The 25344-nt window shown below is 56.9% G+C and carries 22 protein-coding genes; 16 read left to right on the top strand and 6 right to left on the bottom strand.

The genetic code is table 11. The annotated features are described in order from the left end of the window. Positions 1-38 precede the first annotated feature (38 nt). The 7 genes from pepP (at position 39) to FOV68_RS14085 (ending at position 9856) form a co-directional block, all read left to right on the top strand. A complete protein-coding gene (gene pepP, locus FOV68_RS14055) occupies positions 39-1361 on the top strand; it encodes a Xaa-Pro aminopeptidase (protein WP_143991082.1) in 1323 nt (440 codons plus the stop codon). Beyond that, the gene (ubiH, locus tag FOV68_RS14060; protein ID WP_115387200.1) at positions 1358-2536 is read left to right on the top strand and encodes a 2-octaprenyl-6-methoxyphenyl hydroxylase; all 1179 of its coding nucleotides are present in this window, start codon (positions 1358-1360) and stop codon (positions 2534-2536) included. Before pepP ends, ubiH begins: the two co-directional genes overlap by 4 nt. 13 nt (positions 2537-2549) lie before the next feature. Then, entirely contained in the window at positions 2550-3752 is a 1203-nt protein-coding gene (gene ubiI, locus FOV68_RS14065; RefSeq protein ID WP_143991083.1) for an FAD-dependent 2-octaprenylphenol hydroxylase, read from the top strand. An 832-nt stretch (positions 3753-4584) separates the two neighbouring features. Then, positions 4585-5682, top strand: a complete 1098-nt coding sequence (gene gcvT / locus FOV68_RS14070) for a glycine cleavage system aminomethyltransferase GcvT (protein ID WP_143991084.1) — start codon at positions 4585-4587, stop codon at positions 5680-5682. Between the two features lie 23 nt (positions 5683-5705). Next, on the top strand, positions 5706-6092 hold the full coding sequence (gene gcvH / locus FOV68_RS14075; RefSeq protein ID WP_010248802.1) for a glycine cleavage system protein GcvH: 387 nt from the start codon (positions 5706-5708) through the stop codon (positions 6090-6092). Between the two features lie 80 nt (positions 6093-6172). Further along, a complete protein-coding gene (gene gcvP, locus FOV68_RS14080; protein WP_143991085.1) occupies positions 6173-9046 on the top strand; it encodes an aminomethyl-transferring glycine dehydrogenase in 2874 nt (957 codons plus the stop codon). Between the two features lie 66 nt (positions 9047-9112). Continuing rightward, the gene (locus FOV68_RS14085; RefSeq protein ID WP_039389276.1) at positions 9113-9856 is read left to right on the top strand and encodes an SDR family oxidoreductase; all 744 of its coding nucleotides are present in this window, start codon (positions 9113-9115) and stop codon (positions 9854-9856) included. A 30-nt stretch (positions 9857-9886) separates the two neighbouring features. On the opposite strand, the gene FOV68_RS14090 is transcribed toward FOV68_RS14085, so the two are convergent. Next, positions 9887-11326, bottom strand: coding sequence for a 6-phospho-beta-glucosidase (locus tag FOV68_RS14090; protein WP_143991086.1), 1440 nt, complete (start codon positions 11324-11326; stop codon positions 9887-9889). 115 nt (positions 11327-11441) lie between these two features. Beyond that, entirely contained in the window at positions 11442-12161 is a 720-nt protein-coding gene (locus FOV68_RS14095; RefSeq protein ID WP_010248792.1) for a MurR/RpiR family transcriptional regulator, read from the bottom strand. A gap of 169 nt (positions 12162-12330) precedes the next feature. On the opposite strand from FOV68_RS14095, the gene FOV68_RS14100 reads away from it, so the two are divergent. Next, the gene (locus FOV68_RS14100; protein WP_143991087.1) at positions 12331-12996 is read left to right on the top strand and encodes a hemolysin III family protein; all 666 of its coding nucleotides are present in this window, start codon (positions 12331-12333) and stop codon (positions 12994-12996) included. Between the two features lie 58 nt (positions 12997-13054). Here FOV68_RS14100 and ygfZ read toward each other — a convergent pair whose 3' ends face one another. Then, a complete protein-coding gene (gene ygfZ, locus FOV68_RS14105) occupies positions 13055-14041 on the bottom strand; it encodes a tRNA-modifying protein YgfZ (RefSeq protein ID WP_143991088.1) in 987 nt (328 codons plus the stop codon). A gap of 226 nt (positions 14042-14267) precedes the next feature. Here ygfZ and sdhE point away from each other — a divergent pair, with 226 nt between their 5' ends. Next, the gene (sdhE, locus tag FOV68_RS14110) at positions 14268-14534 is read left to right on the top strand and encodes an FAD assembly factor SdhE (RefSeq protein ID WP_143991089.1); all 267 of its coding nucleotides are present in this window, start codon (positions 14268-14270) and stop codon (positions 14532-14534) included. Further along, complete coding sequence (locus FOV68_RS14115) at positions 14509-14919, top strand: protein YgfX (protein ID WP_143991090.1); 411 nt, start codon at positions 14509-14511, stop codon at positions 14917-14919. The genes sdhE and FOV68_RS14115 overlap by 26 nt, the downstream gene beginning before the upstream one ends. A gap of 127 nt (positions 14920-15046) precedes the next feature. Here FOV68_RS14115 and fldB read toward each other — a convergent pair whose 3' ends face one another. Continuing rightward, a complete protein-coding gene (fldB, locus tag FOV68_RS14120; protein WP_010248777.1) occupies positions 15047-15565 on the bottom strand; it encodes a flavodoxin FldB in 519 nt (172 codons plus the stop codon). Positions 15566-15667: 102 nt separating this feature from the next. On the opposite strand from fldB, the gene xerD reads away from it, so the two are divergent. The 5 genes from xerD (at position 15668) to lysS (ending at position 21893) form a co-directional block, all read left to right on the top strand. Further along, positions 15668-16561 (top strand): site-specific tyrosine recombinase XerD, encoded by an 894-nt coding sequence (xerD, locus tag FOV68_RS14125; protein ID WP_010248689.1) that lies wholly within the window; start codon positions 15668-15670, stop codon positions 16559-16561. Positions 16562-16582: 21 nt separating this feature from the next. Next, the gene (gene dsbC / locus FOV68_RS14130) at positions 16583-17296 is read left to right on the top strand and encodes a bifunctional protein-disulfide isomerase/oxidoreductase DsbC (RefSeq protein WP_010671049.1); all 714 of its coding nucleotides are present in this window, start codon (positions 16583-16585) and stop codon (positions 17294-17296) included. Positions 17297-17299: 3 nt separating this feature from the next. Continuing rightward, on the top strand, positions 17300-19033 hold the full coding sequence (gene recJ / locus FOV68_RS14135; RefSeq protein WP_143789772.1) for a single-stranded-DNA-specific exonuclease RecJ: 1734 nt from the start codon (positions 17300-17302) through the stop codon (positions 19031-19033). A gap of 231 nt (positions 19034-19264) precedes the next feature. Then, positions 19265-20363 (top strand): peptide chain release factor 2 gene (gene prfB, locus FOV68_RS14140; RefSeq protein ID WP_099257461.1). Its coding sequence is split into 2 segments (ribosomal slippage): positions 19265-19339 and positions 19341-20363, totalling 1098 coding nucleotides; the frame shifts between segments, so codons are not numbered across the junction. 9 nt (positions 20364-20372) lie between these two features. Continuing rightward, positions 20373-21893 (top strand): lysine--tRNA ligase, encoded by a 1521-nt coding sequence (lysS, locus tag FOV68_RS14145; protein ID WP_031592533.1) that lies wholly within the window; start codon positions 20373-20375, stop codon positions 21891-21893. A 300-nt stretch (positions 21894-22193) separates the two neighbouring features. Here lysS and FOV68_RS14150 read toward each other — a convergent pair whose 3' ends face one another. Further along, on the bottom strand, positions 22194-22820 hold the full coding sequence (locus FOV68_RS14150; protein ID WP_031592530.1) for a serine protease: 627 nt from the start codon (positions 22818-22820) through the stop codon (positions 22194-22196). 361 nt (positions 22821-23181) lie between these two features. Here FOV68_RS14150 and FOV68_RS14155 point away from each other — a divergent pair, with 361 nt between their 5' ends. Further along, positions 23182-24345, top strand: coding sequence for an MFS transporter (locus tag FOV68_RS14155; RefSeq protein WP_039389286.1), 1164 nt, complete (start codon positions 23182-23184; stop codon positions 24343-24345). Here the strand turns inward: FOV68_RS14155 and FOV68_RS14160 are convergent. Beyond that, positions 24342-25262: a LysR family transcriptional regulator gene (locus tag FOV68_RS14160; protein ID WP_083069992.1), complete on the bottom strand. Its 921-nt coding sequence runs from the start codon at positions 25260-25262 to the stop codon at positions 24342-24344. The genes FOV68_RS14155 and FOV68_RS14160 overlap by 4 nt on opposite strands. Between the last annotated feature and the right edge of the window lie 82 nt (positions 25263-25344).

A 25344-nucleotide genomic window follows, 5' to 3' on the forward strand; every position in this document is an offset into this window, starting at 1 on the left:
CAACGAGTTTAACCGGTCAGTTTACAGGGAGTGCAGAGATGATTTCACTGGAACGATTCCTGCAGCGTCGTCAGGCGCTGCTGGCGAAGATGGTGCCTGGCAGCGCAGCGTTAATCTTTGCTGCGCCAGAAGTGATGCGCAGTAATGACACCGAATATCCGTTCCGCCAGAGCAGCGACTTCTGGTATTTCACCGGTTTTAACGAGCCGCAGGCATTGCTGGTGCTGATCAAAAGCGATGATAATCATAACCACAGCGTGTTGTTTAACCGCGTGCGCGATCCTGCGGCGGAAACCTGGTCTGGCCGTCGCCTGGGTCAGGAGGCCGCACCCGACAAACTGGGCGTCGATCGCGCTTTACCCTGGAATGATATTGGTGACCAGCTGCACCTGCTGCTGAATGGCCTGGATGTGGTTTACCATGCGCAGGGCGAATATGCCCACGCGGACACACTGGTGTTCAGCGCGCTGGATAAGCTACGTCGCGGCTTCCGCCAGCATCTTAGTGCGCCCGATACCCTCACTGACTGGCGTCCCTGGGTGCATGAGATGCGTCTGTTTAAAGATGCGGATGAGATTGAACTGTTACGTCGCGCCGGGAAAATCAGTGCACTGGCGCATACCCGCGCCATGCAAACCTGCCGGCCAGGCCTGTTCGAGTATCAGCTCGAAGGGGAAATTCAACACGAATTTAACCGTCACGGCGCGCGTTTTCCCTCCTATAACACCATTGTGGGTGCCGGAGTTAACGGCTGCATTCTGCACTACACCGAAAACGAAAGCGAAATGCGCGACGGCGATCTGGTGCTGATCGATGCAGGCTGTGAGTTCCACGGCTATGCAGGCGATATCACCCGCACCTTCCCGGTTAACGGCAAATTCAGCCCGGCGCAGCGCGCGATTTATGACATCGTGCTGGCTTCCCTCAACCGCTCGCTTGAACTGTTCCGGCCGGGCATCAGCATTCGTGAAGTGAATGATGAAGTGGTGCGTATCATGGTCACCGGGCTGGTGGAGCTGGGCATTCTGGAGGGCGACGTCGATACGCTTATCGCCGAGGAAGTCCATCGTCAGTTCTATATGCATGGCCTGGGCCACTGGCTGGGGCTGGATGTTCACGATGTCGGCCACTACGGCACCCCGAGCCGCGACCGCGTACTGGAACCGGGCATGGTGTTAACCGTCGAGCCGGGTCTTTATATCGCACCGGATGCCGACGTGCCCGCGCAGTATCGCGGCATTGGTATCCGAATCGAAGATGACATTGTGATCACTGAAGATGGCATTGAAAATCTCACCGACAGCGTCGTGAAAGAGGCGGATGAGATTGAAGCATTGATGGCGGCGGCAAAACAGGCATGACGATTCTGATTGCCGGTGGCGGCATGACCGGGGCGACGCTGGCGCTGGCGATCTCCCATCTGACCCAGGGCACACTGCCGGTAACGCTGATTGAAAGCAGCGAGCCCGGCAGCCGGGCGCATCCCGGTTTCGACGGCCGCGCTATTGCGCTCTCTGCCGGTACCTGCCAGCAGCTTGCGGACATTAATCTGTGGCAGCACATCGCCCGTTGTGCCACGCCGATTACCGACATTCATGTCTCCGATCGCGGTCACGCCGGTTTTGTGTCGCTGGCGGCGGCTGACTACGCTATTCCGGCGCTGGGACAGGTTGTCGAGCTGTTTGACGTCGGTCAGCGTCTGTTTGCTGAGCTGAAAAAAGCACCCGGTGTAACGCTGCGCTGTCCGGCTCGTGTTACCCAGGCTAACCGCCGTGAGCAGCAGGTTGAGGTGACGCTGGACAGTGGCGAACAACTCAGCGGCAAACTGCTGGTAGCGGCGGATGGAACGCGCTCTGCGCTGGCGGCTTCGTGCGGTATTCAGTGGCAAAGAGACGACTATCAACAGCTTGCCGTGATTGCCAATGTTTCCACCGCGCTGCCTCATCAGGGCCGGGCATTTGAACGTTTTACCGAACATGGCCCGCTGGCGCTGTTGCCGATGTCCGGCAATCGCCTGTCGCTGGTCTGGTGTCATCCGGTTTCGCAGCGTGAACGCATTGAGCAGTGGAGCGAGGCCGAATTCCTCAGCCAGCTGCAGCGTGCCTTTGGCTGGCGGCTGGGTAAATTCACCCACACCGGCCAGCGTGAGTATTACCCGCTGGCGCTGCACCGGGCGATGTCGCCAGTGACGCATCGCGTGGCGGTGGTGGGCAATGCGGCGCAGACGCTGCATCCGATTGCCGGGCAGGGCTTCAACCTGGGTCTGCGCGATGTGATGTCGCTGGCTGAAACGCTGGCAGCCGCCCATCGGCAGCAGCAGGACCCCGGCAGCTATGCGGTGCTGCATCATTATCAGCAGCGTCGTCAGCCCGACCGCGCCGCCACCATCGGTATCACCGACGGACTGGTTCGCATCTTTGCGAATCGCTATGGCCCGCTGGTGGCAGGACGTAACCTGGGCCTGCTGGCGATGGATCATCTGCCGTGGTTAAGAAATCAACTGGCTGAGCGCACGCTTGGCTGGGTTAAGCGTTAATAAAGAGGCTCAGATGCAAACTTTTGATGTGGTGATTGCCGGTGGCGGTATGGTGGGACTGGCGGTGGCCTGCGGCTTGCAGGGCAGCGGACTGCGCATCGCCGTACTGGAAAAATCACCGGAGCCACCGCTGGCGCTGAGTGCGTCACCGTCAGTTCGCGTGTCGGCAATCAATGCCGCCAGCGAACGGCTGCTGCATAAGCTGGATGTCTGGTCGACCATTCTCTCGCTGCGCGCCAGCGCTTATCACGGCATGGAAGTGTGGGATAAGGACAGTTTCGGCTCCATCGCCTTTGATGATGAGCAGCAGGGCCTGTCGCATCTGGGCCATATCATCGAAAATCCGGTGATCCACAATGCGCTCTGGCAACGTGCCAGCGCCTGCAGCGACGTGACGATAATGGCACCCTCGCAGTTACAGCAGGTCGCGTTTGGTGACAACGAAGCCTTTGTTACCCTGCAGGATGGCAGCATGTTAAGTGCGCGATTAATGATTGCCGCTGACGGCGCTAACTCCTGGCTGCGCAACAAAGCCGATATCCCGCTGACCTTCTGGGATTACGATCACCATGCGTTAGTGGCTAATGTCCGCACTGAGAAGCCGCACGATGCGGTGGCGCGCCAGGTGTTCCACGGCGACGGCATTCTGGCTTTCCTGCCGATGCAGGATCCCCATCTCAGTTCCATCGTCTGGTCGCTCTCGCCACAGGAAGCGAGCCGTCTGGAAACCATGCCGGAAGCGCTGTTCAATCAGCAGCTCTCGGTGGCGTTTGATATGCGGCTCGGCCTGTGCCAGCTGGAAAGCGAGCGCAAATCGTTTCCGCTGGTGGCGCGCTATGCCCGCAATTTCGCGGCACACCGTCTGGCGCTGGTGGGCGATGCGGCTCACACCATTCATCCGCTGGCGGGTCAGGGCGTTAACCTTGGCTTCATGGATGCCGCCGAGCTGATCGGTGAGATTCGCCGCCTGCATCAGCAGGGCAAAGATATTGGTCAGCACCTCTATCTGCGACGCTATGAGCGCAGCCGCAAGCACAGCGCCGCGATGATGCTGGCGGGAATGCAGGGCTTCCGTGAAATGTTCGCAGGCAATAATCCGGCGAAAAAATTGCTGCGCGACGTTGGTCTGAAACTGGCTGATCGCCTGCCGGGTGTTAAACCCATGATGCTGAAGCAGGCGATGGGCCTGAATGATCTGCCCGCCTGGCTACGCTAAATTCGCTTTTCTGTTAAGCCAGCTTTTGCTGTAATGCTGAGCAGTTAAGATTAGATTTGTAAAGGCTGTCACGGTCAAACGTGGCGGCTTTTTTTATGGGCGAGGGAGCTGCAGTGCGGGCCAGCGCACCTCTGCTGCTGCCGGGCCGTCCTCGCGCCGCTCACGCGGTACCTTCGGCTTTGACGTCGTGCCGACGAACAGTTCGGGGATCGGCCCTCACTGGCCGGCCCCGAACTGTCCACGCTTCCCGGCGTGGACTTCTGGCCCACCGTCACGCCTCAGCGCTGCGGATAGCCCTTTCAGCAGCAGAGGCGCTCAGGCCTCCACTCTCGTGCCCTTTTTAACAATACACACTGAAGTTTCAGAGCAGGCCCGGCACCAGACTGCATTATCACCTGCCGCTTAACTGACAGGCATTACAGCTTCTGCTGGCTTTTTTTATGCCTGACACCGCTCTGCACCACAAAAAGGCAACGCTGCACCAGCAGAGGTCTTCGTTTGATTTATTCTAATTTTGCGGGCGAATTCGCATTACTTTTTCTCATTCTTCTGTCCGCTGAGCGCGGGATTTTTTTAACATCCTGAATGCCATCCCGCATAAATTTGCTGCGTATATTTAAAATCCCTGCATTTATTGCGCGATTAATCACAAAATTGCAGTTTTATATCCTGTTGGCAGCTGTTCCTGGTTAGGCTGTGCCTCTGCTTTCGACCCCGGTTTGCTTATGGTTAATCGTCAGATTCGGTGGTAACGTCAGCCATAAGAGAACGTTTGCGTCGGCACTGAATCCCGGCGCATTTTTGCACTCACTCGCTTCGGCACAGGATGGTTATGACTCAGCAAACACCTCTGTTTGAACAGCATCAGGCCTGCGGTGCCCGCATGGTGGATTTTCATGGCTGGATGATGCCGCTGCACTATGGCTCCCAGATGGATGAACATCATGTAGTGCGCACCGACGCTGGTATGTTTGATGTCTCTCACATGACCATCGTCGACCTGACAGGCCCGCGTACCCGTGAATTTCTGCGCTACCTGCTGGCAAATGATGTGGCAAAACTGACCCAGCCAGGCAAAGCGCTCTACACCGGGATGCTGAATGCCTCGGGTGGCGTCATTGACGATTTGATTGTTTACTTTATGAACGAAGAGTTCTTCCGGCTGGTGGTGAACTCTGCCACCCGTGAAAACGACCTCGCCTGGATCACGCAACACGCGCAGGGCTATGGCATAACGCTGAAGGAACGCGACGACCTGGCGCTGATTGCCGTGCAAGGTCCGCAGGCGCAGCAGAAGGCACAGACGCTGTTCAGCGAGGAGCAGCGTCAGGCTGTTGCTGGCATGAAGCCATTTTTCGGTGTGCAGGCGGGCGACCTGTTTATCGCCACTACCGGCTATACCGGCGAAGCCGGATATGAGATTGCTATGCCCGCAGACGAGGCGGCCGATTTCTGGCAGCGTCTGCTGGCCGCTGGCGTAAAACCTGCCGGACTGGGCGCACGCGACACGCTGCGTCTGGAAGCGGGTATGAATCTGTATGGTCAGGAGATGGATGAAGGCGTTTCACCTCTGGCTGCCAACATGGGCTGGACGGTCTGCTGGGAACCTGCTGACCGCGATTTCATCGGCCGGGAAGCGCTGGAACTGCAGCGTGAACGCGGTACCGAAAAGCTGGTGGGACTCATCCTCACAGAAAAAGGGGTGCTGCGTAACGGCTTGCCGGTGCGTTTCACCGATGACCAGGGGCAGCCGCAGGAGGGGATCATCACCAGTGGCTCTTTCTCACCGACGCTGGGTTGCAGCATCGCCCTGGCGCGCGTACCGGCCTCAGTCGGCAGCACCGCCATCGTTGAGATCCGTAACCGCCAGATGCCGGTCCAGGTTACCCGTCCCGTTTTTGTCCGCGCCGGTAAACCGGTCGCTCAGTAAATTCTATTCAGGAGAAATGGCCAATGAGCAATGTGCCGAATACGTTGAAGTACCGCGACAGCCACGAGTGGGTGCGCAAAGAAGAAGATGGCAGCTACACCGTGGGTATCACTGAACACGCGCAGGAGCTACTGGGCGATATGGTGTTTGTCGATCTGCCGGAAGTGGGCGCGACGTTTGCCGCCGGAGAAGAGTGCGCGGTCGCGGAATCCGTTAAAGCGGCTTCAGATATCTATGCGCCGATCAGCGGTGAGATTGTGGCGGTCAACGAAGCACTGACTGACTCACCGGAGCAGGTCAACAGCGAGCCTTATGAAGGCGGCTGGTTATTCAAAATCAAAGCCAGCGACGCGTCTGAAATCGACACGCTGCTGGATGCGGATGCTTATAAAGCCTCCATCGACGAGTAGTCGTCAGGCGGCCTCACACAGAGGCCGCAGATTTATGTTTGCTCTCCGGTTCCCCCAGCCCGATTCAGGATTTACTGCTAATGACTCAGACTCTCAGCCAGCTTGAACACAACGGTGCATTCATTGAGCGCCATATTGGTCCTTCACCTGAGCAGCAGGCGCAGATGCTTGACGCTATTGGTGCCCGTTCGCTGGAAGCATTAATCAGCACGATTGTGCCGGCAGACATTCAGCTGCCAGGCCCGCCAGCGGTTGGCGAAGCCGCCACTGAACAGCAGGCTCTGGCCGAACTGAAAGCGATTGCCAGCCAGAATCTGCGTTACAAATCCTGGATCGGTATGGGATACAGCGCGGTGATCACCCCGCCGGTCATCCTGCGTAATATGCTGGAGAATCCGGGCTGGTACACCGCCTATACCCCGTATCAGCCTGAGGTCTCCCAGGGCCGTCTGGAAGCGCTGCTGAACTTCCAGCAGCTGACGCTGGATCTCACCGGCATGGATATCGCGTCCGCCTCACTGCTGGACGAAGCAACCGCTGCCGCTGAAGCGATGGCGATGGCAAAACGCGTCAGTAAGCTCAAAAATGCCAATAAATTCTTCATTGCCGATGATATCCATCCGCAGACGCTGGATGTGGTCCGCACCCGTGCGGAGACGTTCGGGTTCGAACTGATTATTGATAGCGCGGACAAAGCGCCCGATCATGACGACCTGTTTGGTGTACTGCTGCAACAGGTGGGCACCACCGGTGAAGCGCATGATTACAGCGCACTGATTGCCGGACTGAAAGCCCGCAAAGTGGTGGTCAGCGTGGCGGCGGACTTTATGTCGCTGGTGTTACTGGAAGCGCCAGGCAAACAGGGTGCAGATATTGTCTTTGGTTCAGCTCAGCGCTTCGGCGTGCCAATGGGCTACGGCGGCCCTCACGCGGCCTTTTTCGCCAGCCGCGACGAACATAAACGCTCTATGCCAGGCCGTATTATTGGTGTTTCACGTGATGCGGCGGGCAACACAGCGCTGCGTATGGCGATGCAGACCCGTGAACAACATATCCGCCGTGAAAAGGCCAACTCCAACATCTGTACGTCGCAGGTGCTGCTGGCAAACATCGCCGGTCTCTATGCGGTATTCCACGGCCCGGCGGGCCTGAAGCGCATTGCCTCACGCATTCATCGCTTCACCAACATTCTGGCGGCGGGACTGCAACAGGGGGGCCTGAAGCTGCGCCATCAGCACTGGTTCGATACGCTGACGGTGGAGGTGGCGGATAAAGCCGCCGTGCTGAACCGCGCCCTGAGCTTTGGCGTTAACCTGCGTAGCGACATCCATAACGCCGTGGGCATTACGCTGGATGAAACCACCTGCCGCGAAGATATTCTGGCGCTGTTCGCCATTCTGCTGGGTGATGAACACGGCCAGGACCTGGAAAAGCTCGACAGCGAAGTGGCCAGAGAAAGCCACGCGATTCCTGCTGGCCTGAAACGCTACAGCGAGATCCTGACCCATCCGGTGTTCAACCGTCATCACAGCGAAACCGAGATGATGCGCTACATGCACAGCCTGGAGAAAAAGGATCTGGCGCTGAATCAGGCGATGATCCCGCTGGGCTCCTGCACCATGAAGCTCAATGCCGCGGCAGAGATGATCCCGATCACCTGGCCGGAATTTGCGGAGCTGCATCCATTCTGCCCGGCTGAGCAGGCTACCGGCTATCTGCAGATGATCGGCCAGCTTTCGCAGTGGCTGGTGCAGCTCACCGGCTATGATGCACTCTGTATGCAGCCAAACTCCGGCGCGCAGGGTGAATATGCCGGACTGCTGGCGATCCGCCGCTATCACGAAAGCCGTGGCGAGGGCGATCGTCATCTCTGCCTGATCCCGAGCTCGGCGCACGGGACTAACCCGGCCTCAGCCCAGATGGCCGGCATGGACGTGGTGGTGGTGGCCTGCGATAAACAGGGCAACATCGACCTTGGCGATCTGCGTGAGAAAGCGGCTCAGGCGGGCGACAGGCTCTCCTGCATCATGGTGACTTACCCGTCAACTCATGGCGTTTATGAAGAGACCATCCGCGAAGTGTGCCAGATCGTGCATCAGTATGGCGGTCAGGTCTATCTGGATGGCGCGAACATGAATGCGCAGGTCGGCATCACCACGCCTGGCTATATCGGCGCGGATGTCTCACACCTGAATCTGCATAAAACCTTCTGCATTCCGCACGGCGGCGGCGGTCCGGGTATGGGACCGATTGGCGTCAAAGCGCACCTGGCTCCGTTTGTGCCGGGACACAGCGTGGTGCAGATCGACGGTGTGCTGACGCAGCAGGGCGCCGTATCCGCAGCGCCGTTTGGCAGTGCATCCATTCTGCCAATCAGCTGGATGTACATTCGCATGATGGGCGCAGAAGGGCTGAAACAGGCCAGCTCGGTCGCGATTCTGAATGCCAACTACATTGCCCGCCGGCTGCAGTCTGCCTATCCGGTGCTCTACACCGGCCGTGACGGTCGCGTGGCGCACGAATGTATTCTCGACATCCGTCCGCTGAAAGAGCAGACCGGCATCAGTGAGCTGGATATTGCTAAGCGCCTGATCGATTATGGATTCCACGCACCAACGATGTCCTTCCCGGTAGCGGGTACGTTGATGGTGGAGCCGACCGAATCGGAGAGCAAAATCGAACTGGATCGCTTTATCGACGCGATGCTGGCGATCCGTATGGAGATTGACCGGGTGACGTCGGGTGAATGGCCGCTGGATGACAACCCACTGGTTAATGCGCCGCATACACAGCTGGAAATCGTCAGTGAGTGGTCACATCCTTACAGCCGTGAACTGGCTGTCTTCCCGGCGGGCAGCCACAACAAATACTGGCCGACGGTAAAACGTCTGGATGATGTGTTTGGCGACCGTAATCTCTTCTGCTCCTGTGTGCCGATGAGTGACTATCAGTAATTTTCCCGCAGGCAAACGTTAACCATAAAGGGCCGATTCGTCGGCCCTTTGTACTGGAGAATCAGCATGAAACTGGCACTGGTTACGGGTGGCAGCCGCGGTATCGGGCGGGCCACAGCGCTGTTACTGGCCGCCCGGGGTTATCGGGTTGCGGTGAACTATCGTCAGCGCGAAGCGGAAGCTCAACAGTTGGTTGCGCAGATCCGGCAGCAGGGCGGTAAAGCCTTTGCAGTTCAGGCAGATATCAGTGATGAAGCCCAGGTGATGGCGATGTTTGCGCAGCTCGACCAGCAGTCCGAACCGCTGGCGTTGCTGGTGAACAACGCCGGGATTTTGTTTCAGCAGTGTCGCACCGAGCAGCTGGATGCGGCACGCCTGCATAAGGTCTTTGCCACCAACGTGATTGGGTCTTTTCTCTGCTGTCGTGAGGCGGTTAAGCGGATGGGCACGCATCACGGCGGCCAGGGCGGAGCCATCGTCAACGTCTCATCGGCAGCGTCGCGTACCGGTGCGCCTGGCGAATATGTCGATTACGCCGCCTCAAAAGGGGCGATGGACACGCTGACCAGAGGATTGTCGCTGGAAGTAGCGCAGCAGGGAATTCGGGTCAACGGCGTACGTCCGGGATTTATTTATACAGAGATGCATGCCGATGGCGGAGAGCCAGGCAGAGTAGACAGGCTTGCCAGTGTGATCCCGATGGGACGCGGCGGTGAAGCAGAAGAGGTGGCGGAAGCGATCGTCTGGCTGGCCAGCGACGCGGCCTCTTACGTCACCGGCAGCATCATTGACGCTGCCGGTGGGCGTTAACTCGCTTCGCCGCTGATGCGGCGTGATGACTTACAGGTTTTCGCCGTTACTGGCGATAACCTGCTGATACCAGCTGAAACTCTTTTTCTTCCCACGAGAAAAATCGCCACTGCCATCATCGTTTTTATTCACATGAATAAAGCCGTAACGTTTGTCGTACTGGCCGGTGGTGAAAGAGACGCAATCGAGGCAGCCCCACGGCGTATAGCCCATTAACTCAACACCATCGTATGCCACGGCTTTCTTCATCTCTTCGATATGCGCACGCAGATAGTCGATACGGTAATCATCTTCAATTACGCCATTGGCGTTTGGCTTATCGATAGCACCAAAGCCGTTTTCAACAATAAACAGCGGCTTCTGGTAACGCTCATACAGCTCGTTCATGGCATAGCGCAGGCCAACCGGATCGATCTGCCAGCCCCAGTCTGAGGCTTTCACATGCGGGTTTTTCACCACACCTTCAAAGCCGGTGATCGGATCGTCAACGCCGCTGGCATCGGTTTTCACCGCGTTGCTCATGTAGTAGCTGAAACCGACATAGTCTGCACAGCCCTGGCGCAGCGTCTCGGCATCATCCGCTTCCATCTGAATGTCGTAACCCTTGCGCGCCCACTCTTTCAGGGTGTAGGCCGGATAGTAGCCGCGCATCTGCACGTCACTGAATACATAGCGCTGATGCATCGATTCCTGTGCCAGCACCACATCGTCCGGGTGGCAGGAGAAGGGATAGACCGGCACCATGGCGATCATGCAGCCAATCTGCAAGTCAGGATTGATGTCGTGGCCGAGTTTCACCACTTTTGCACTGGCAACAAACTGGTGGTGCATCACCTGATACATCGCCTGTTCAGGTTTCTCATGTTCGGTAAAGATCACGCCTGAACAGCAGTAACCAAACAGCGGATACTGCCAGTTACGCTGGTTGTTGATCTCATTGAAGGTCATCCAGTATTTCACTTTGCTTTTATAGCGGTTCAGCACCACTTCGCTGAAGCGCACAAAGAAGTCGACCACTTTGCGGTTGTGCCAGCCGCCATACTCTTTGACCAGGTGATAAGGCATTTCGAAGTGCGAAAGGGTGATGACCGGTTCAATGTCATACTTCAGCAGTTCATCAAACAGGTCGTCATAGAATTGCAGGCCCGCTTCGTTGGGCTGTTGCTCGTCACCGTTAGGGAAGATACGGGTCCAGGCAATCGAGGTGCGGAAACATTTGAAGCCCATCTCGGCAAACAGGGCGACATCCTGTTTGTAGTGGGAGTAAAATTCCACACCCTTGTGGTTCGGGTAGAAATGACCCGGCTGCACGCCGTCGGTGATCACCCGGTCAACACCATGTGAACCGCCGGTCATCACGTCAGCAATGCTGACGCCTTTGCCGCCCTGATACCAGCCGCCTTCAACCTGATGCGCTGCCACCGCTCCGCCCCAAAGAAAGCCTTTTGGTAACTGCAATTCTGCACTCATGCTTCACCCCATTACGGATATTGAAATTGAGCTGAGTGTAGCAAGGCAATAATGAAAGTCACGATATAACAGCGCGGCAATAATTGCGTTTGTTACATCCAAAAAACAGGCTGTTTTATTTCCCCAGCTGGCGGCCGATTGCTTCAATAATATAGGTCACCGGCACCTGAGTCGTAATGTCTGAATTGTCCGCCATACGGATGATTGGCACATGGTAGCAGAGGTTGAAATCACCGATCTTCGCCAGCGAGCAGCTCTCCGTATTGGTTATCGCAATGATTTTGCACTTATTCAGGCTGAACTGGCTGGCAATGCGCAGGATCTCTTCCGTTTCGCCGGAGACCGATAAAATAATGGCAATGGCGTTTTCATAGAGGTCGGGACTGACCGGATAATAGGGATCGTCAATCGCGTGGCTGAATTTACCGAGGTTAGAGAAAAAGCGTGCGCCATATTTTGCCAGGCTGCCGGAGGTGCCGACGCCAATAAAGAAGACCCGCTCAGCCTGATTAATCTTCTGCGCGGCCTCAGCGATGAGCTGTTCAAACTCAGGATTATTGATGCTCTTAAAAAAGCTCAGCATTTCACTGACGCCCGCCGTGTTGAGCATTGGCGCACTCTGCTGTTCGTTTAAGCGCAGGCGGATGCGGAATTCCGACCAGCCTTCACAGCCCATCTTGCGACAGAAACGCAGCACGGTGGTGGTGGAGACACCAGCCTGCTCAGCCAGCTCGCGGATCGTCATGTAGCTGACGCCTTCGCGGTGCTTAATGATGAACTGATAGACCTGCATTTCCAGATCGTTAAGGCGGGCGAGATCGCTATGCGAAAACATGGATGACTCGTTGAACAGTGGACTGGCGGCCAGTTTACCAGATTCATCACCCGGTTTAAGGGATAGTGAATTTCACCAGGATAATTTTAGCGTACAAGTGTACACTGAAAAAATTGTTGGCTACGCTGGATAACGATATCACCGCTATGGAGCTGCTCAGGAACCTGTTATGACCCCCACACTCTCTCACAAACATCAACACGCCGCGGGCTATTCGTTCGCCGAGGAAATTGCCAACAGTATCAGTCACGGTCTTGGCTGCCTGTTCGGCATCGTCGGTCTGATACTGATGCTCAATCAGGCCATCGAGAGGCAGGCCGACACCATCACTTTTATCAGCTACAGCCTCTATGGTGGCAGCATGATCCTGCTGTTTCTGGCCTCGACGCTCTATCACGCTATTCCGGCTGGCCCGGCCAGACCCTGGCTGAAAAAGTTCGATCACTGCGCCATCTATCTGCTGATTGCCGGCACCTATACGCCGTTTCTGCTGATCGCGCTGAGGACGCCGCTGGCATATGGACTGATGGCGGTGATCTGGGGGCTGGCGCTGGCCGGTATCCTGTTCAAGCTCACGATTGCGCATCGCTTTAAAGCGCTGTCGCTGGTGACCTATCTCTGTATGGGGTGGCTGTCACTGATTGTGGTTTATCAACTGGCGATGATCCTGCCGCCGGGCTGCATCTGGCTGCTTGCCGCAGGCGGGATTATCTATTCGCTGGGAGTGATTTTCTATGTGGCGCGCCGCATTCCGTTTAACCACGCCATCTGGCATTTGTTCGTGCTGGGCGGCAGTCTCTGCCACTTCTGCGCTATCTACTTTTATGTGCGCTGAATTGAGCCTCTGAATTGCGGTACTGGCCCTTCCCTTAGCGGAAGGGCCATACGCTCAATCAGCTCTCATCAAGCGAGTAGGGCAGTGGCTGAATGGTCAGATGTCCGCCTTCATCGCCTTCCACCCGCAGCACGCTGTCCGGCTCCAGATCGTTATTCATCACGACCTGAATCCAGCTAATCCCGTCATCTAACTGTACCGCAGCCAGCACGCTGCCGGTTCGACGCCAGCGTTCACCCATCTGCAACTCCAGCGGGGCATTGGCTTCGGGCAGATGACTTGCCTGACCCGCCAGCCAGTAGAGCGCGCGTTTATTGGCGCCGCGATATTTCGCCCGGGCCACCATCTCCTGACCGGCATAGCACCCTTTTTTAAAGCTGATAGCATCCAGCGCCTGCAGGTTGGTGGCCTGCGGAATAAACTGCACGCTGGTGGCGGGATCAATCACCGGAATGCCGGCTTCAATCTCCAGCGCCAGCCACTGCTGACTGTCATTGAACTGTGCATCGTCATTGAGCTTCTGCTTCAGCGCTTCTGCCTGGGCCAGCGAAGTGACAATCAGAAAACGTTCGGCCGGATGGGCAAACCACAGCAGCGTGGTTTCTCCCTGCTGCACCACCGGTTTTTCACTGTCGGGCAGGCTATCAAACAGATTTGCCAGCGCGGCGCGCGCCTGAAAGCCGGCCACACCCAGTAATACTGACTCATCATCAGCCACCATCGACACTTTCGAAAACACGGCGTATTTCTTTAACTCGGGCAGCTGGGTGTCGCGCAGTTCACGACGGATCAGATAGGCATAGCCTTCACCGCGATGGAACAGGCGCATATTGCTCCACATTTTGCCTTTGGCATCGCAGTGTGCGGCAAGCGAATGATGGTCGGCATCCAGCGCGGCGACATCCAGCGTTAACTGACCCTGCAGGTAAGAGGTGCTGTCGGCGCCGGTAATGGAAACCAGCGCCCAGCTATCCAGTGACATCAGGGTTAACGGCAGACGAGACGACGCGGCAGGCTGGCGCGGCGGTAAAGTAAATGTGGGCATGGAGATATCCTGTATAAGAAGGTTCATCCGGAATAATATCTTCAATGTTAAAAGAGCCGACTGGCAATGCAACCTGTTTACGGAAAACGGCGCACAAAAGGCGTGATAACCCTGAAAACATTCAGCCTGAAATGTGGCAGGTTGCACAGCATGCGACGCTGCGCCTGCGAGCCGTATTAAACCAGGTTACACTAGGCGCCACGTTGTGAATTGTGGAAATTGATGCATGGATATTAATGATAAATCACGCATTCAGTGGGCCTGCCGTCGCGGCATGCTGGAACTGGATGTGGCTATTATGCCGTTCTTCAAATTTGAGTATGAGACGCTGAGCGACACCGATAAGCAGGTCTTTGTGGATTTGCTAAAGAGTGACGATCCCGATCTGTTTAACTGGCTGATGAATCACGGTGAGCCAAAGGATCCGGAGCTTAAGCGAATGGTGAACCTGATCCAGCAGCGTAACCATGATCGCGGCCCGGTGGCAATGTAAGCTGCAGCCCTCTCGCCTGGCGTGCGGGTTAGTCTGCGCCTGGCTGATAGCAGCCGTGACTGGCGTGGTGGTGATGACGCTGCCTGCAGGCAACTGGCTGGTTAAAGCACCAATTATTCTGCTGTTGCTGGCTGAGGGCTGGCGCAGCGTTCGGCGCCTGATTCAACGGCAGGGTACGTTACAGCGGGAAAGCGTCCATTGCTGGATCTGGCAGGGAAAACGCTGGCGGCCAACTCAGCCTTTATGCTGGTTACCCGTTGGCGTGCTGCTGGTGGCGAAGAGCGAACAGGGTGCCACGCTACGCTGGTGGCTGATGCAGGACAATATGCAGCCGGGCGAATGGCGGGCGTTACGCGCCTGCTGCTTCAGCAAGGCACGGCATTAACGCCAGCAGGGCAGGCAAAGCGTCTTAAGCCGTTTATCTGCCTGCACTGCGGTTCAATAATGACAGGCAAGGGTGGTTAAAGCCGCTCACCTGTTCATGCTACGGTTCGACACCGGCAGAAGGGCCGTCAGAGCAGTCCGGCTGTTTCGGTTAACACCTGCTCGCACCACTGCTCAACGCGCTCATCGGTGACCTCGAACTGATTCACATCATCCAGCGCCAGACCCACAAACTGCGAGCCATCGGCACTCAGCGGTTTCGGGCTGGTGAACTCATAGCCTTCAAGCGGCCAGTAGCCAACAAAACGTACTCCCATCGGCTGCAGCAAATCGTGCAGCATGCCGAGCGCATCTAAAAACCACTCGCCATAGCCAATCTGATCGCCCATGCCATACAGTGCGACAATCTTGTTTTGCAGATTCAGCGCGGGCAACTGCGGCCAGATCGCCTCCCAGTCCTCCTGCAACTCACCGAAATCCCATGTCGGGATGCCCATGATCAGCAAGTCGTACTGCTCCATCAGGCGTGGGTCGTCATCTTTCACGTTATGCAGCGTCACTAACTCTTCGCCAATAAAATCGCGAATTTTCTCCGCTACGATTTCGGTGTAACAGGTACTGGAACCGTAAAAAAGACCGATTTTCATGCAGATAACACTCTGTAAATACTGACTTTGGCGCAATTGTACCAGAAGCGCTGCTGAATCAGGCATAATGAGCATGATTTTACACCAGAAGGCGGAGATAACGTGCAGGACAGCGATCTGACAGAACAGTTTCTTGATGCGCTCTGGATTGAACGCAATCTGGCGCAGAACACTCTCTCCTCTTATCGCCAGGATCTTCAGACGCTGACCGGCTGGCTGGCGCATCATCAGCTGACGCTGCTTAGCGTGGCGCCGCTGGATCTGCAGCAGTTTCTGGCTGAACGGCTGGAAGGCGGCTACAAGGCGACCAGCTCAGCGCGGCTGCTCAGCGCCATGCGTCGCCTGTTCCAGTATCTTTACCGCGAAAAGCTGCGCCCGGACGATCCCAGCGCGCTGCTGTCAGCACCAAAACTGCCGCAGCGTTTACCGAAAGATCTCAGTGAGGCGCAGGTCGAGCGGCTGTTGCAGGCACCGAATATCGATATCCCGCTGGAGCTGCGCGATAAAGCGATGCTGGAGCTGCTCTACGCCACGGGCCTGCGCGTCTCCGAACTGATTGGCCTGACGCTCAGCGACATCAGCCTGCGCCAGGGCGTTGTCCGGGTTATCGGTAAAGGGGATAAAGAGCGGCTGGTGCCTTTAGGTGAAGAAGCGGTTTACTGGCTGGAGCAATATATGGAACATGGTCGTCCGTGGCTGCTTAATGGTCAGACGCTGGACGTGATGTTTCCCAGTAATCGGGCGCAGCAGATGACGCGCCAGACTTTCTGGCATCGCATCAAGCATTACGCCACGCTTGCGGGGATCGACAGCGAAAAGTTATCACCGCATGTGATGCGCCATGCCTTTGCGACCCATCTGCTGAACCACGGTGCCGATCTGCGTGTCGTACAAATGCTGCTGGGACACAGCGATCTCTCCACCACCCAAATTTATACGCACGTCGCCACTGAGCGCCTGCGTCAGTTGCATCAACAACACCATCCGCGGGCCTGAACCGCGGCGATAAGGACAAAAATGAACAAGCATTTTGCCATGCTGGCTCTTTTAGCCAGCGCCTTTTCCGGTCTCGCACAGGCCGATGACAGCGCCATTCAGCAATCACTTAAAAAGCTCGGTCTGAATCAGACAGAGATCAGCCCGTCACCGCTGCCGGGTTTTAAAACCGTGCTGTCAGAAAGCGGCGTGCTCTACGTGACCGACGACGGCAAACATATGATCCAGGGGCCGCTCTATGACGTCAGCGGCAAACAGCCGGTCAACGTCACTAACCAGCTGCTGGACAAAAAAGTCGAGGCGCTGGTGCCGGAGATGATCGTCTACAAAGCGCCTAAAGAGCAGCACGTGATCACGGTCTTCACCGACATCACCTGTGGCTACTGCCACAAGCTGCATGAGCAGATGGCGGACTACAATGCGCTGGGCATCACCGTGCGTTACCTGGCGTTTCCGCGTGAAGGGCTGAATGGTCAGATTGAACCGGCGATGAAAGCGATCTGGTGCAGCGCTGACCGCAATAAAGCGTTTGATGAGGCGATGAAAGGCAATGCGCCGAAGATGGCCGCACCAGACAGCTGCAAAATCGATATCGCCCAGCACTATAAACTTGGCGTGCTGTTCGGCATTCAGGGCACGCCCGCGATGCTGACTGACAGCGGCATGATGATCCCAGGTTATCAGTCGCCGCAGGAGCTGAAGCAGGTGCTGGACAATCAGAAGCGTGGTGGTTAATCGGTGGTAAAACAGGATGTGGAACTCCGTCGCCGTGAGGTGACGGTTGACGATGCGCTTCCGGCGACGCTGCCGCCGCTGCTGAAACGACTCTATCTGCAACGCGGCGTGCGCGACGCGGCAGAGCTGGAGCGCGGAGCGAAAAACCTGCTGCCGTACCAGTCCTTAAGTGGGATTGAGAGCGCAGTGGAACTGCTGCATCAGGCGCTGCTGGATGGGCGTCGCATTATGGTGGTGGGCGACTTTGATGCTGATGGCGCGACCAGTACCGCGCTGACGGTCATGGCGCTGCGCAGCATGGGCGGCGGCAACGTGCAGTATCTGGTGCCTAACCGCTTTGAAGATGGTTATGGCCTCAGCCCTGAAGTGGTTGAGCAGGCGCGGGCGCGCGGCGCGGCGATGATCCTGACCGTCGACAACGGCATATCCTCCCACGCCGGCGTTGAATGTGCCCATCAGCACGGGATTCCGGTGCTGATTACCGACCACCACCTGCCGGGCGAGACCTTACCGGCCGCTGAGGCGATCGTTAATCCCAATCTGCCGGACTGTAACTTTCCCTCACGTGCACTGGCGGGCGTGGGCGTTGCGTTCTATCTGATGCTGGCGCTGCGCGCCCATCTGCGCACCCAGGGCTGGTTTGGTGCCACCCGCACCGAACCCAATCTTGCAGAGATGCTGGATCTGGTGGCGCTCGGCACGGTTGCCGACGTGGTGCCGCTCGACGTCAACAACCGCATTCTGGTGTGGCAGGGACTCAGCCGCATCCGGGCCGGAAAATGCCGGCCAGGCATCCGGGCGCTGCTGGAGATTGCTAATCGCGATGCGCGTCAGATGGCGGCCAGCGATCTCGGCTTTGCGCTGGGGCCACGGCTCAATGCCGCAGGCCGGCTCGACGATATGTCGGTGGGTGTGGCGCTGTTAATGACTGAGGATCTCAGTCAGGCACGGATGTTAGCCAGTGAGCTGGACGCGCTGAACCAGACGCGCAAAGAGATAGAGCAGGGCATGCAGAGCGAAGCGCTGGCGCTGTGCCAGGCGCTGGAGCGTGAGCAGAGCGATCTGCCGCTGGGGCTGGCTTTTTATCATCCCGAATGGCATCAGGGGGTGGTGGGGATCCTCGCCTCCCGTCTGAAAGAGCGTTTCCATCGTCCGGTGATTGCCTTTGCGCCGGCGGGCGACGGCACGCTGAAAGGCTCAGGCCGCTCAATTGCCGGTCTGCATCTGCGCGACGCGCTGGAGCGTCTGGATACGCTGAATCCCGGCCTGATGCTGAAGTTCGGCGGTCATGCCATGGCGGCAGGCTTATCACTGGAAACCGCACGCTACGAGGAGTTTCGTCAGCGCTTTGCCGATCTGGTCGGTGAGTGGCTGGATGGCGAATCTCTGCAGGGCATCATCTGGTCAGACGGCGCGTTGCAGCCGCAGGATTTTTCGCTGCAGACCGCTGAGATGCTGCGCGAAGCGGGGCCCTGGGGCCAGGCGTTCCCGGAACCCGCTTTTGACGGCAAATTTAAGCTGCTGCAACAGCGGCTGGTGGGCGAGCGACATCTGAAAGTGATGGTCGAACCGCTGGACGGCGGTCCGCTGATCGACGGGATCGCCTTTAATGTCGATACCACTCTGTGGCCCGACAGCAGCATTCGTCAGGTCGAGCTGGCCTATAAGCTGGATATCAATGAGTATCGCGGTAACCGCTCGGTACAGCTGATCATTGACCATATCTGGCCGCTTTGATTTTTATAAGGGGCGCGCGTCTCCGGCCACGGCAGAGGCGCGTCAGCCTGTTTTTCCCCTGCGTTAACCTGCTGTGCGAGCGTTTGTCGTCGCGGCCCGATAAGCAAATGCAACGCGTCACGCCGCCCCGGCATCAGCCCGCTGTCTCAGCGCTACAATCTGCCGCCAGTTTCGGGTAAACTTGTGCGTTAAATTTCCTGTCCCATCGAACATAAGAAAGACGCTAAAGCCATGTTTGAAATCAACCCGGTCAAAAACCGTATTCAGGACCTCAGTGAGCGCAGCGACGTTCTTCGGGGGTATCTTTGACTACGATGCCAAGAAAGAACGCCTCGAAGAAGTAAACGCCGAGCTGGAACAGCCCGATGTCTGGAACGAACCTGAGCGTGCTCAGGCGCTGGGCAAAGAGCGCTCCTCGCTGGAAGCGATCGTGCAGACGCTGGATCAGATGTCGCAGGGCCTGGAAGATGTGCAGGGTCTGCTTGAACTGGCGGTAGAAGCGGAAGACGAAGAGACTTTCGACGAAGCGGTTGCCGAGCTGGATGTCCTTGAGGGCAAGCTGGGCGAGCTGGAATTCCGCCGCATGTTCTCTGGCGAGTATGACAGCGCCGACTGCTACATCGATCTGCAGGCGGGTTCCGGCGGCACCGAAGCGCAGGACTGGGCCAGCATGCTGATGCGTATGTATCTGCGTTGGGCTGAAGCCAAAGGCTTCAAAACCGAAATTATCGAAGAGTCTGAAGGTGAAGTTGCAGGCATTAAATCTGTGACCATTCGCGTGTCAGGCGACTACGCCTTTGGCTGGTTGCGTACCGAAACGGGCGTACATCGCCTGGTGCGTAAGAGCCCGTTTGACTCCGGCGGTCGTCGTCACACCTCATTCAGCTCAGCCTTTATCTACCCGGAAGTCGATGACGATATTGATATCGACATCAACCCAGCCGATCTGCGCATTGACGTCTATCGTGCGTCAGGGGCGGGCGGCCAGCACGTTAACCGGACGGAATCTGCGGTACGTATTACCCATATTCCAACCGGTACCGTCACCCAGTGTCAGAATGACCGTTCTCAGCACAAGAACAAAGATCAGGCGATGAAGCAGATGAAAGCGAAGCTGTACGAGCTTGAGATGCAGAAGAAAAACGCTGAGAAACAGGCGCTGGAGGACAACAAGTCCGACATCGGCTGGGGAAGTCAGATCCGTTCTTACGTTCTCGATGATGCACGCATCAAAGATCTGCGCACCGGCGTAGAGACGCGTAACACCCAGGCGGTGCTGGACGGCGACCTGGATCGATTCATTGAAGCTAGTTTAAAAGCAGGGTTATAAGGAACCGACATGTCTGAACAACAACCGCAGAGCGCTGATGCCGCCGTTGAGTTAAATAACGAACTGAAAGCGCGTCGCGAAAAGCTGAGCGTGCTGCGTGCAAATGGCGTGGCGTTTCCTAACGATTTCCGTCGTGACAGCCTCTCAAAACAGCTGCATGAGAGCTATGGCGAAAAGAGCAACGAAGAGCTTGAAGATCTCGGCATCGAAGTCAGCGTCGCCGGACGTATGATGACCCGTCGTATCATGGGTAAAGCCTCTTTCGTGACCCTGCAGGATGTGGGTGGCCGGATTCAGCTTTACGTCTCGCGTGACGATCTGGCTGAAGGCATCTACAACGAGCAGTTCAAAAAGTGGGATCTCGGCGATATTCTGGGCGCGCGCGGCAAACTGTTCAAAACCAAAACCGGCGAACTGTCGATTCACTGTTCTGAACTGCGCCTGCTGACCAAAGCACTGCGTCCGCTGCCGGACAAGTTCCACGGCCTGGCCGATCAGGAAACGCGCTACCGTCAGCGTTACCTTGATCTCATCGCCAACGAGGAATCGCGTAACACCTTCAGAATTCGTTCGCAGATCATGGCCGGCATTCGCCAGTTCATGGTGGGCCGCGACTTTATGGAAGTGGAAACCCCGATGATGCAGGTGATCCCTGGCGGCGCGTCTGCGCGTCCGTTCATCACCCATCACAATGCGCTGGATATCGACATGTATCTGCGTATCGCCCCAGAGCTTTATCTGAAGCGTCTGGTGGTGGGCGGATTCGATCGCGTGTTCGAGATCAACCGTAACTTCCGCAACGAAGGTATTTCGCCACGTCATAACCCAGAGTTCACCATGATGGAACTCTATATGGCTTATGCGGATTACAAAGATCTGATCGAGCTGACCGAAAGCCTGTTCCGTACGCTGGCGCAGGATGTGCTGGGCAGCACCGTGGTGCCTTACGGCGAGCAGGAGTTTGATTTCGGTAAGCCGTTTGAAAAACTGACCATGCGTGAAGCGATCAAGAAATACCGTCCGGAAACGGATCTGGCCGATCTGGAAGACTTTGATAAAGCGGTGGCGATTGCTCAATCACTGCACATCAAGGTTGAGAAAAGCTGGGGTCTGGGCCGCGTCGTAACCGAAATCTTTGAAGAGACCGCAGAAGCGCATCTGATTCAGCCGACCTTCATCACTGAATATCCGGCTGAAGTCTCTCCGCTGGCCCGTCGTAACGACGAGAACCCGGAAATCACCGATCGCTTTGAGTTCTTCATTGGCGGTCGTGAAATCGGTAACGGCTTCTCTGAGCTGAACGATGCGGAAGATCAGGCTGAGCGTTTCCTGCAGCAGGTGAATGCCAAAGATGCTGGCGACGACGAAGCGATGTTCTACGACGAAGACTATGTCACCGCACTGGAGCACGGTCTGCCGCCAACCGCCGGTCTGGGTATCGGTATTGACCGTATGGTGATGCTGTTTACCAACAGCCACACTATCCGCGATGTGATTCTGTTCCCGGCACTGCGTCCAGGCAGCAAGTAATCGTTATGAGTCGCTACAAGGCCTGATTTTCAGGCCTTAAGCTTGCTGACAAAGTTTGGCCCGGTTCGCTGTCAGACCGTGCCTGCTCAGGGAACACGGTCAGATCGGAAAGACGCAAAAGCCGTCATCCATGACCGCTCGGCCCACGCCATCCCTGGCGCGGGACGCTTTCCTATTCTGACCGTGTTCCCTGCGCGCCTGGTTTATCTGTTGCTGTCAGATTTACTCAGATTTGGCGTTGTAAACATGCGAAATGGCCGGAAATTCCGGCCTTTTTTACATCTGTTCGTTCAGAATATATCAGGATTTAATCGCCTGATCCAGCCAGGTCTGAAATCGTGCATAGGGCACATAGAGCGCAACGTTCTTATAGAGTGTCTTACCGCTGACATTGTCGTTAATGTTATTGCTGTAGCCGATAATCACGCCCGCCAGCGTATCATCAGAGGCGTTATAGACTGCGCCGCCCGACATCCCTTTAACCACCCCCGCATTCGCCGCCACCACGACGCAGTCTGATTTGTTCCAGCTGTTCGCCAGCGTGGTATTGATCAGGTTCTGCCCGCTGGAACTGACCGGCATGGCCGAAATAAAACTGTAGCCGTAGAGATTGACCTGATCGCCGATGTGGCTGTTACGAAAGTTGGGTGGCAGGTTCATTTCGCTGTTTTTGTGGTAGACCACGGCCAGATCGCATTGCGGATGCCAGGCTTTTACCCGGTAAAGCGAAAACTTTGCCACATGGGCGGCGGTCAGGCTGTACTCCGGCGTCAGTGGGATGGTGGTACCTAGCGTGCCTAAACCCAGCACGGTGGGAATGCCGGTCACGGTCATATCCACCCGTTTTTCAGCTTCTTTACTGTACTCATAATGACCCACCGAGCAGCCGGTTAAGCCAAACACCATTAAGGCTATGAGTCGTTGCATTCTCTCTCCCTGCGTCAGAAGTTGATCACATCACCTGGCAATTGATTAGGGATATATCGGCAACGTTAAGGATTTATTAATTAAATACGCACTAAAAAGCGTAACGGGTTCGCGGGAAATGACAACCTGACCCTGGGTTATGTGCGCTTTAACGGGCTTAGCCAGCAGGCTGACAAAGCCATTTGTTCCGGCAAAGCGGCAGGATTATTGCGGCCCCGGCAATAATCCTTTGCTGCGCGCAGGCTATGTCGCGCATCAGCACTGTGCTGTAATGCTCACCGTGACGCAGATCAAATTTTAATAAGCGTCGAGGGGCTGCGCGTCTGTGCAGTTCACCTGCAAATGATATTGGGAGAGTGTTATGCCTGTAGCATTAATGGCGCTGGCGTTGAGTGCGTTCGCCATCGGAACCACTGAGTTTGTCATTATGGGATTGCTGCCGGAGGTGGCGCGTGACCTTCAGGTGACAATTCCGTCGGCGGGCTGGCTGATCAGCGGCTACGCGCTGGGCGTGGCTATTGGTGCGCCGATTATGGCGCTGCTTACCGCCAGGCTGCCGCGTAAAAAAACGCTGATTCTGCTTATGGTGATATTTATTGTCGGCAACCTGCTGTGTGCGCTGGCTTACAATTATAACCTGCTGATGCTGGCACGCATCGTCACCGCGCTCTGTCACGGTGCCTTCTTCGGTATTGGCGCGGTGGTCGCCGCCAGTCTGGTGCCAGCCGGTCGTCAGGCTTCCGCTGTCGCACTGATGTTTACCGGACTGACCTTAGCCAACGTACTGGGCGTTCCGCTGGGGACCAGTTTCGGACAGATGTTTGGCTGGCGAGCCACCTTCTGGGGCGTGGCTGTGATTGGCGTGCTGGCGTTTATCGCCCTGATCGTGAGTCTGCCCAACAATAAACAGGAAAAGCCGGTTCACCTGGCGAGTGAAATTGGTGCACTGGCCAACGGGAAACTGTGGCTGTCACTGCTGATGACGGTGTTCTTTGCCGCGGCGATGTTTGCGCTGTTCAGCTACATTGCGCCGCTGCTGTTAGAGGTGACAGGCATCAGCGATCGCGGCGTCAGCTGGACGCTGTTCCTGATTGGCGCAGGCCTGACGGTCGGTAACATTCTTGGCGGCAAACTGGCCGACTGGAAAGTCTCCTTCAGCCTGATCCTCAGCTTCTCCCTGATCGCCATCTTCTCGCTGCTGTTCAGCTGGACCAGCCATGCGCTGTGGCTGGCGGAGATCACCCTGTTCCTGTGGGCGATGGCGACCTTTGCGACGGTGCCGGGCCTGCAGATCAACGTGGTACGTCATGGCAAAGAGGCGCCTAACCTGGTCTCAACCCTGAACATTTCGGCGTTTAACGTGGGCAATGCGCTGGGTGCCTGGGTCGGCGGTGCGGTGATTGGCCGTGGATATGGCCTGACGGCGGTGCCGGTTGCTGCCGCTGCGCTGGCGGCAATCGGCCTGCTGATCTGTCTGATCACCTTCCGCAAATCGGGCCGCGCAGCCGCCAGGGTTCGCGCTTAAGCCAGGCGGGCGGTGATGCGTGCCGGAAAGTCAGCCACCTGCCGTTGCAGATGGCTGACAAAGGCATCGACCAGCGCCGACGCAGGCCGGTGCTGCGGCCTCACCAGGCTGACGGTAAAGGGTACGGCCACGCTGAACTTACGCATCACCACACCGCTGTCGGCGTAATCCAGCGCCGTCAGCGGATTCACAATCGAAATGCCCACGCCCGCTCTGACCATGGCGCACACCGAAGCGGCACTGTGCGTCTCCATCACCAGCCGCCGCTCGACGCCCTGCTCATGAAACAGCGCATCCAGCAACTGACGATAGCTGTCACTGCGCGACAGGCTCACATACTGTTCGCCCGCAAAATCGTGCGGCGTCAGCTCTGTACGCTGACTCAGAGGGTGGTTCTGAGGCAATACACACACTTCATCGCAGGTGAGCAGGGCGAGACGGTCAGTACCGGCCGGAGCGTGCTGAGTTTCAGTTAAGCCGATATCATAGCGCTGTGCTGACAGCCACTCCTCCAGCAGCGGCGACTCCTGCGGAATCACATTCAGGCTCACATCCGGGTAGCGCTGTAAAAAGGGCTGACACAGTGGTGGCAGCAGCGACTGCGAAAAAACGGGCAGGCAGGCGATCGACAGCTCACCCTGACGGAACTGGCGCAGCCCTTCAGCCGCTTCCATGATGCGGTCCAGACCGTACCAGGATCGCTGCACCTCTTCAAACAGACGCAATCCCTGCACCGTCGGTTGCAGGCGACCGCGTACCCGTCCGAACAACTCTAATCCCAGCTGCTGCTCCAGGCGTGCCAGCTCCCGGCTCACCGTCGGCTGTGAGGTGTGCAGCAGCGTCGCGGCCTGAGTCAGATTGCCGCTGGTCATCACCGCATGAAAAATCTCGATATGCCGCCAGTTAATGTTCGCCACGTACCCTTCCTATATCTATTCTGCATAGACGATATTAAAACAGATATTTTTCGCTATGACACGATTCTGGCTTAATGCCGTT

The sequence above is a fragment of the Pantoea sp. paga genome (assembly GCF_007558755.1).
Taxonomy (GTDB): Bacteria; Pseudomonadota; Gammaproteobacteria; order Enterobacterales; family Enterobacteriaceae; genus Pantoea; species Pantoea agglomerans.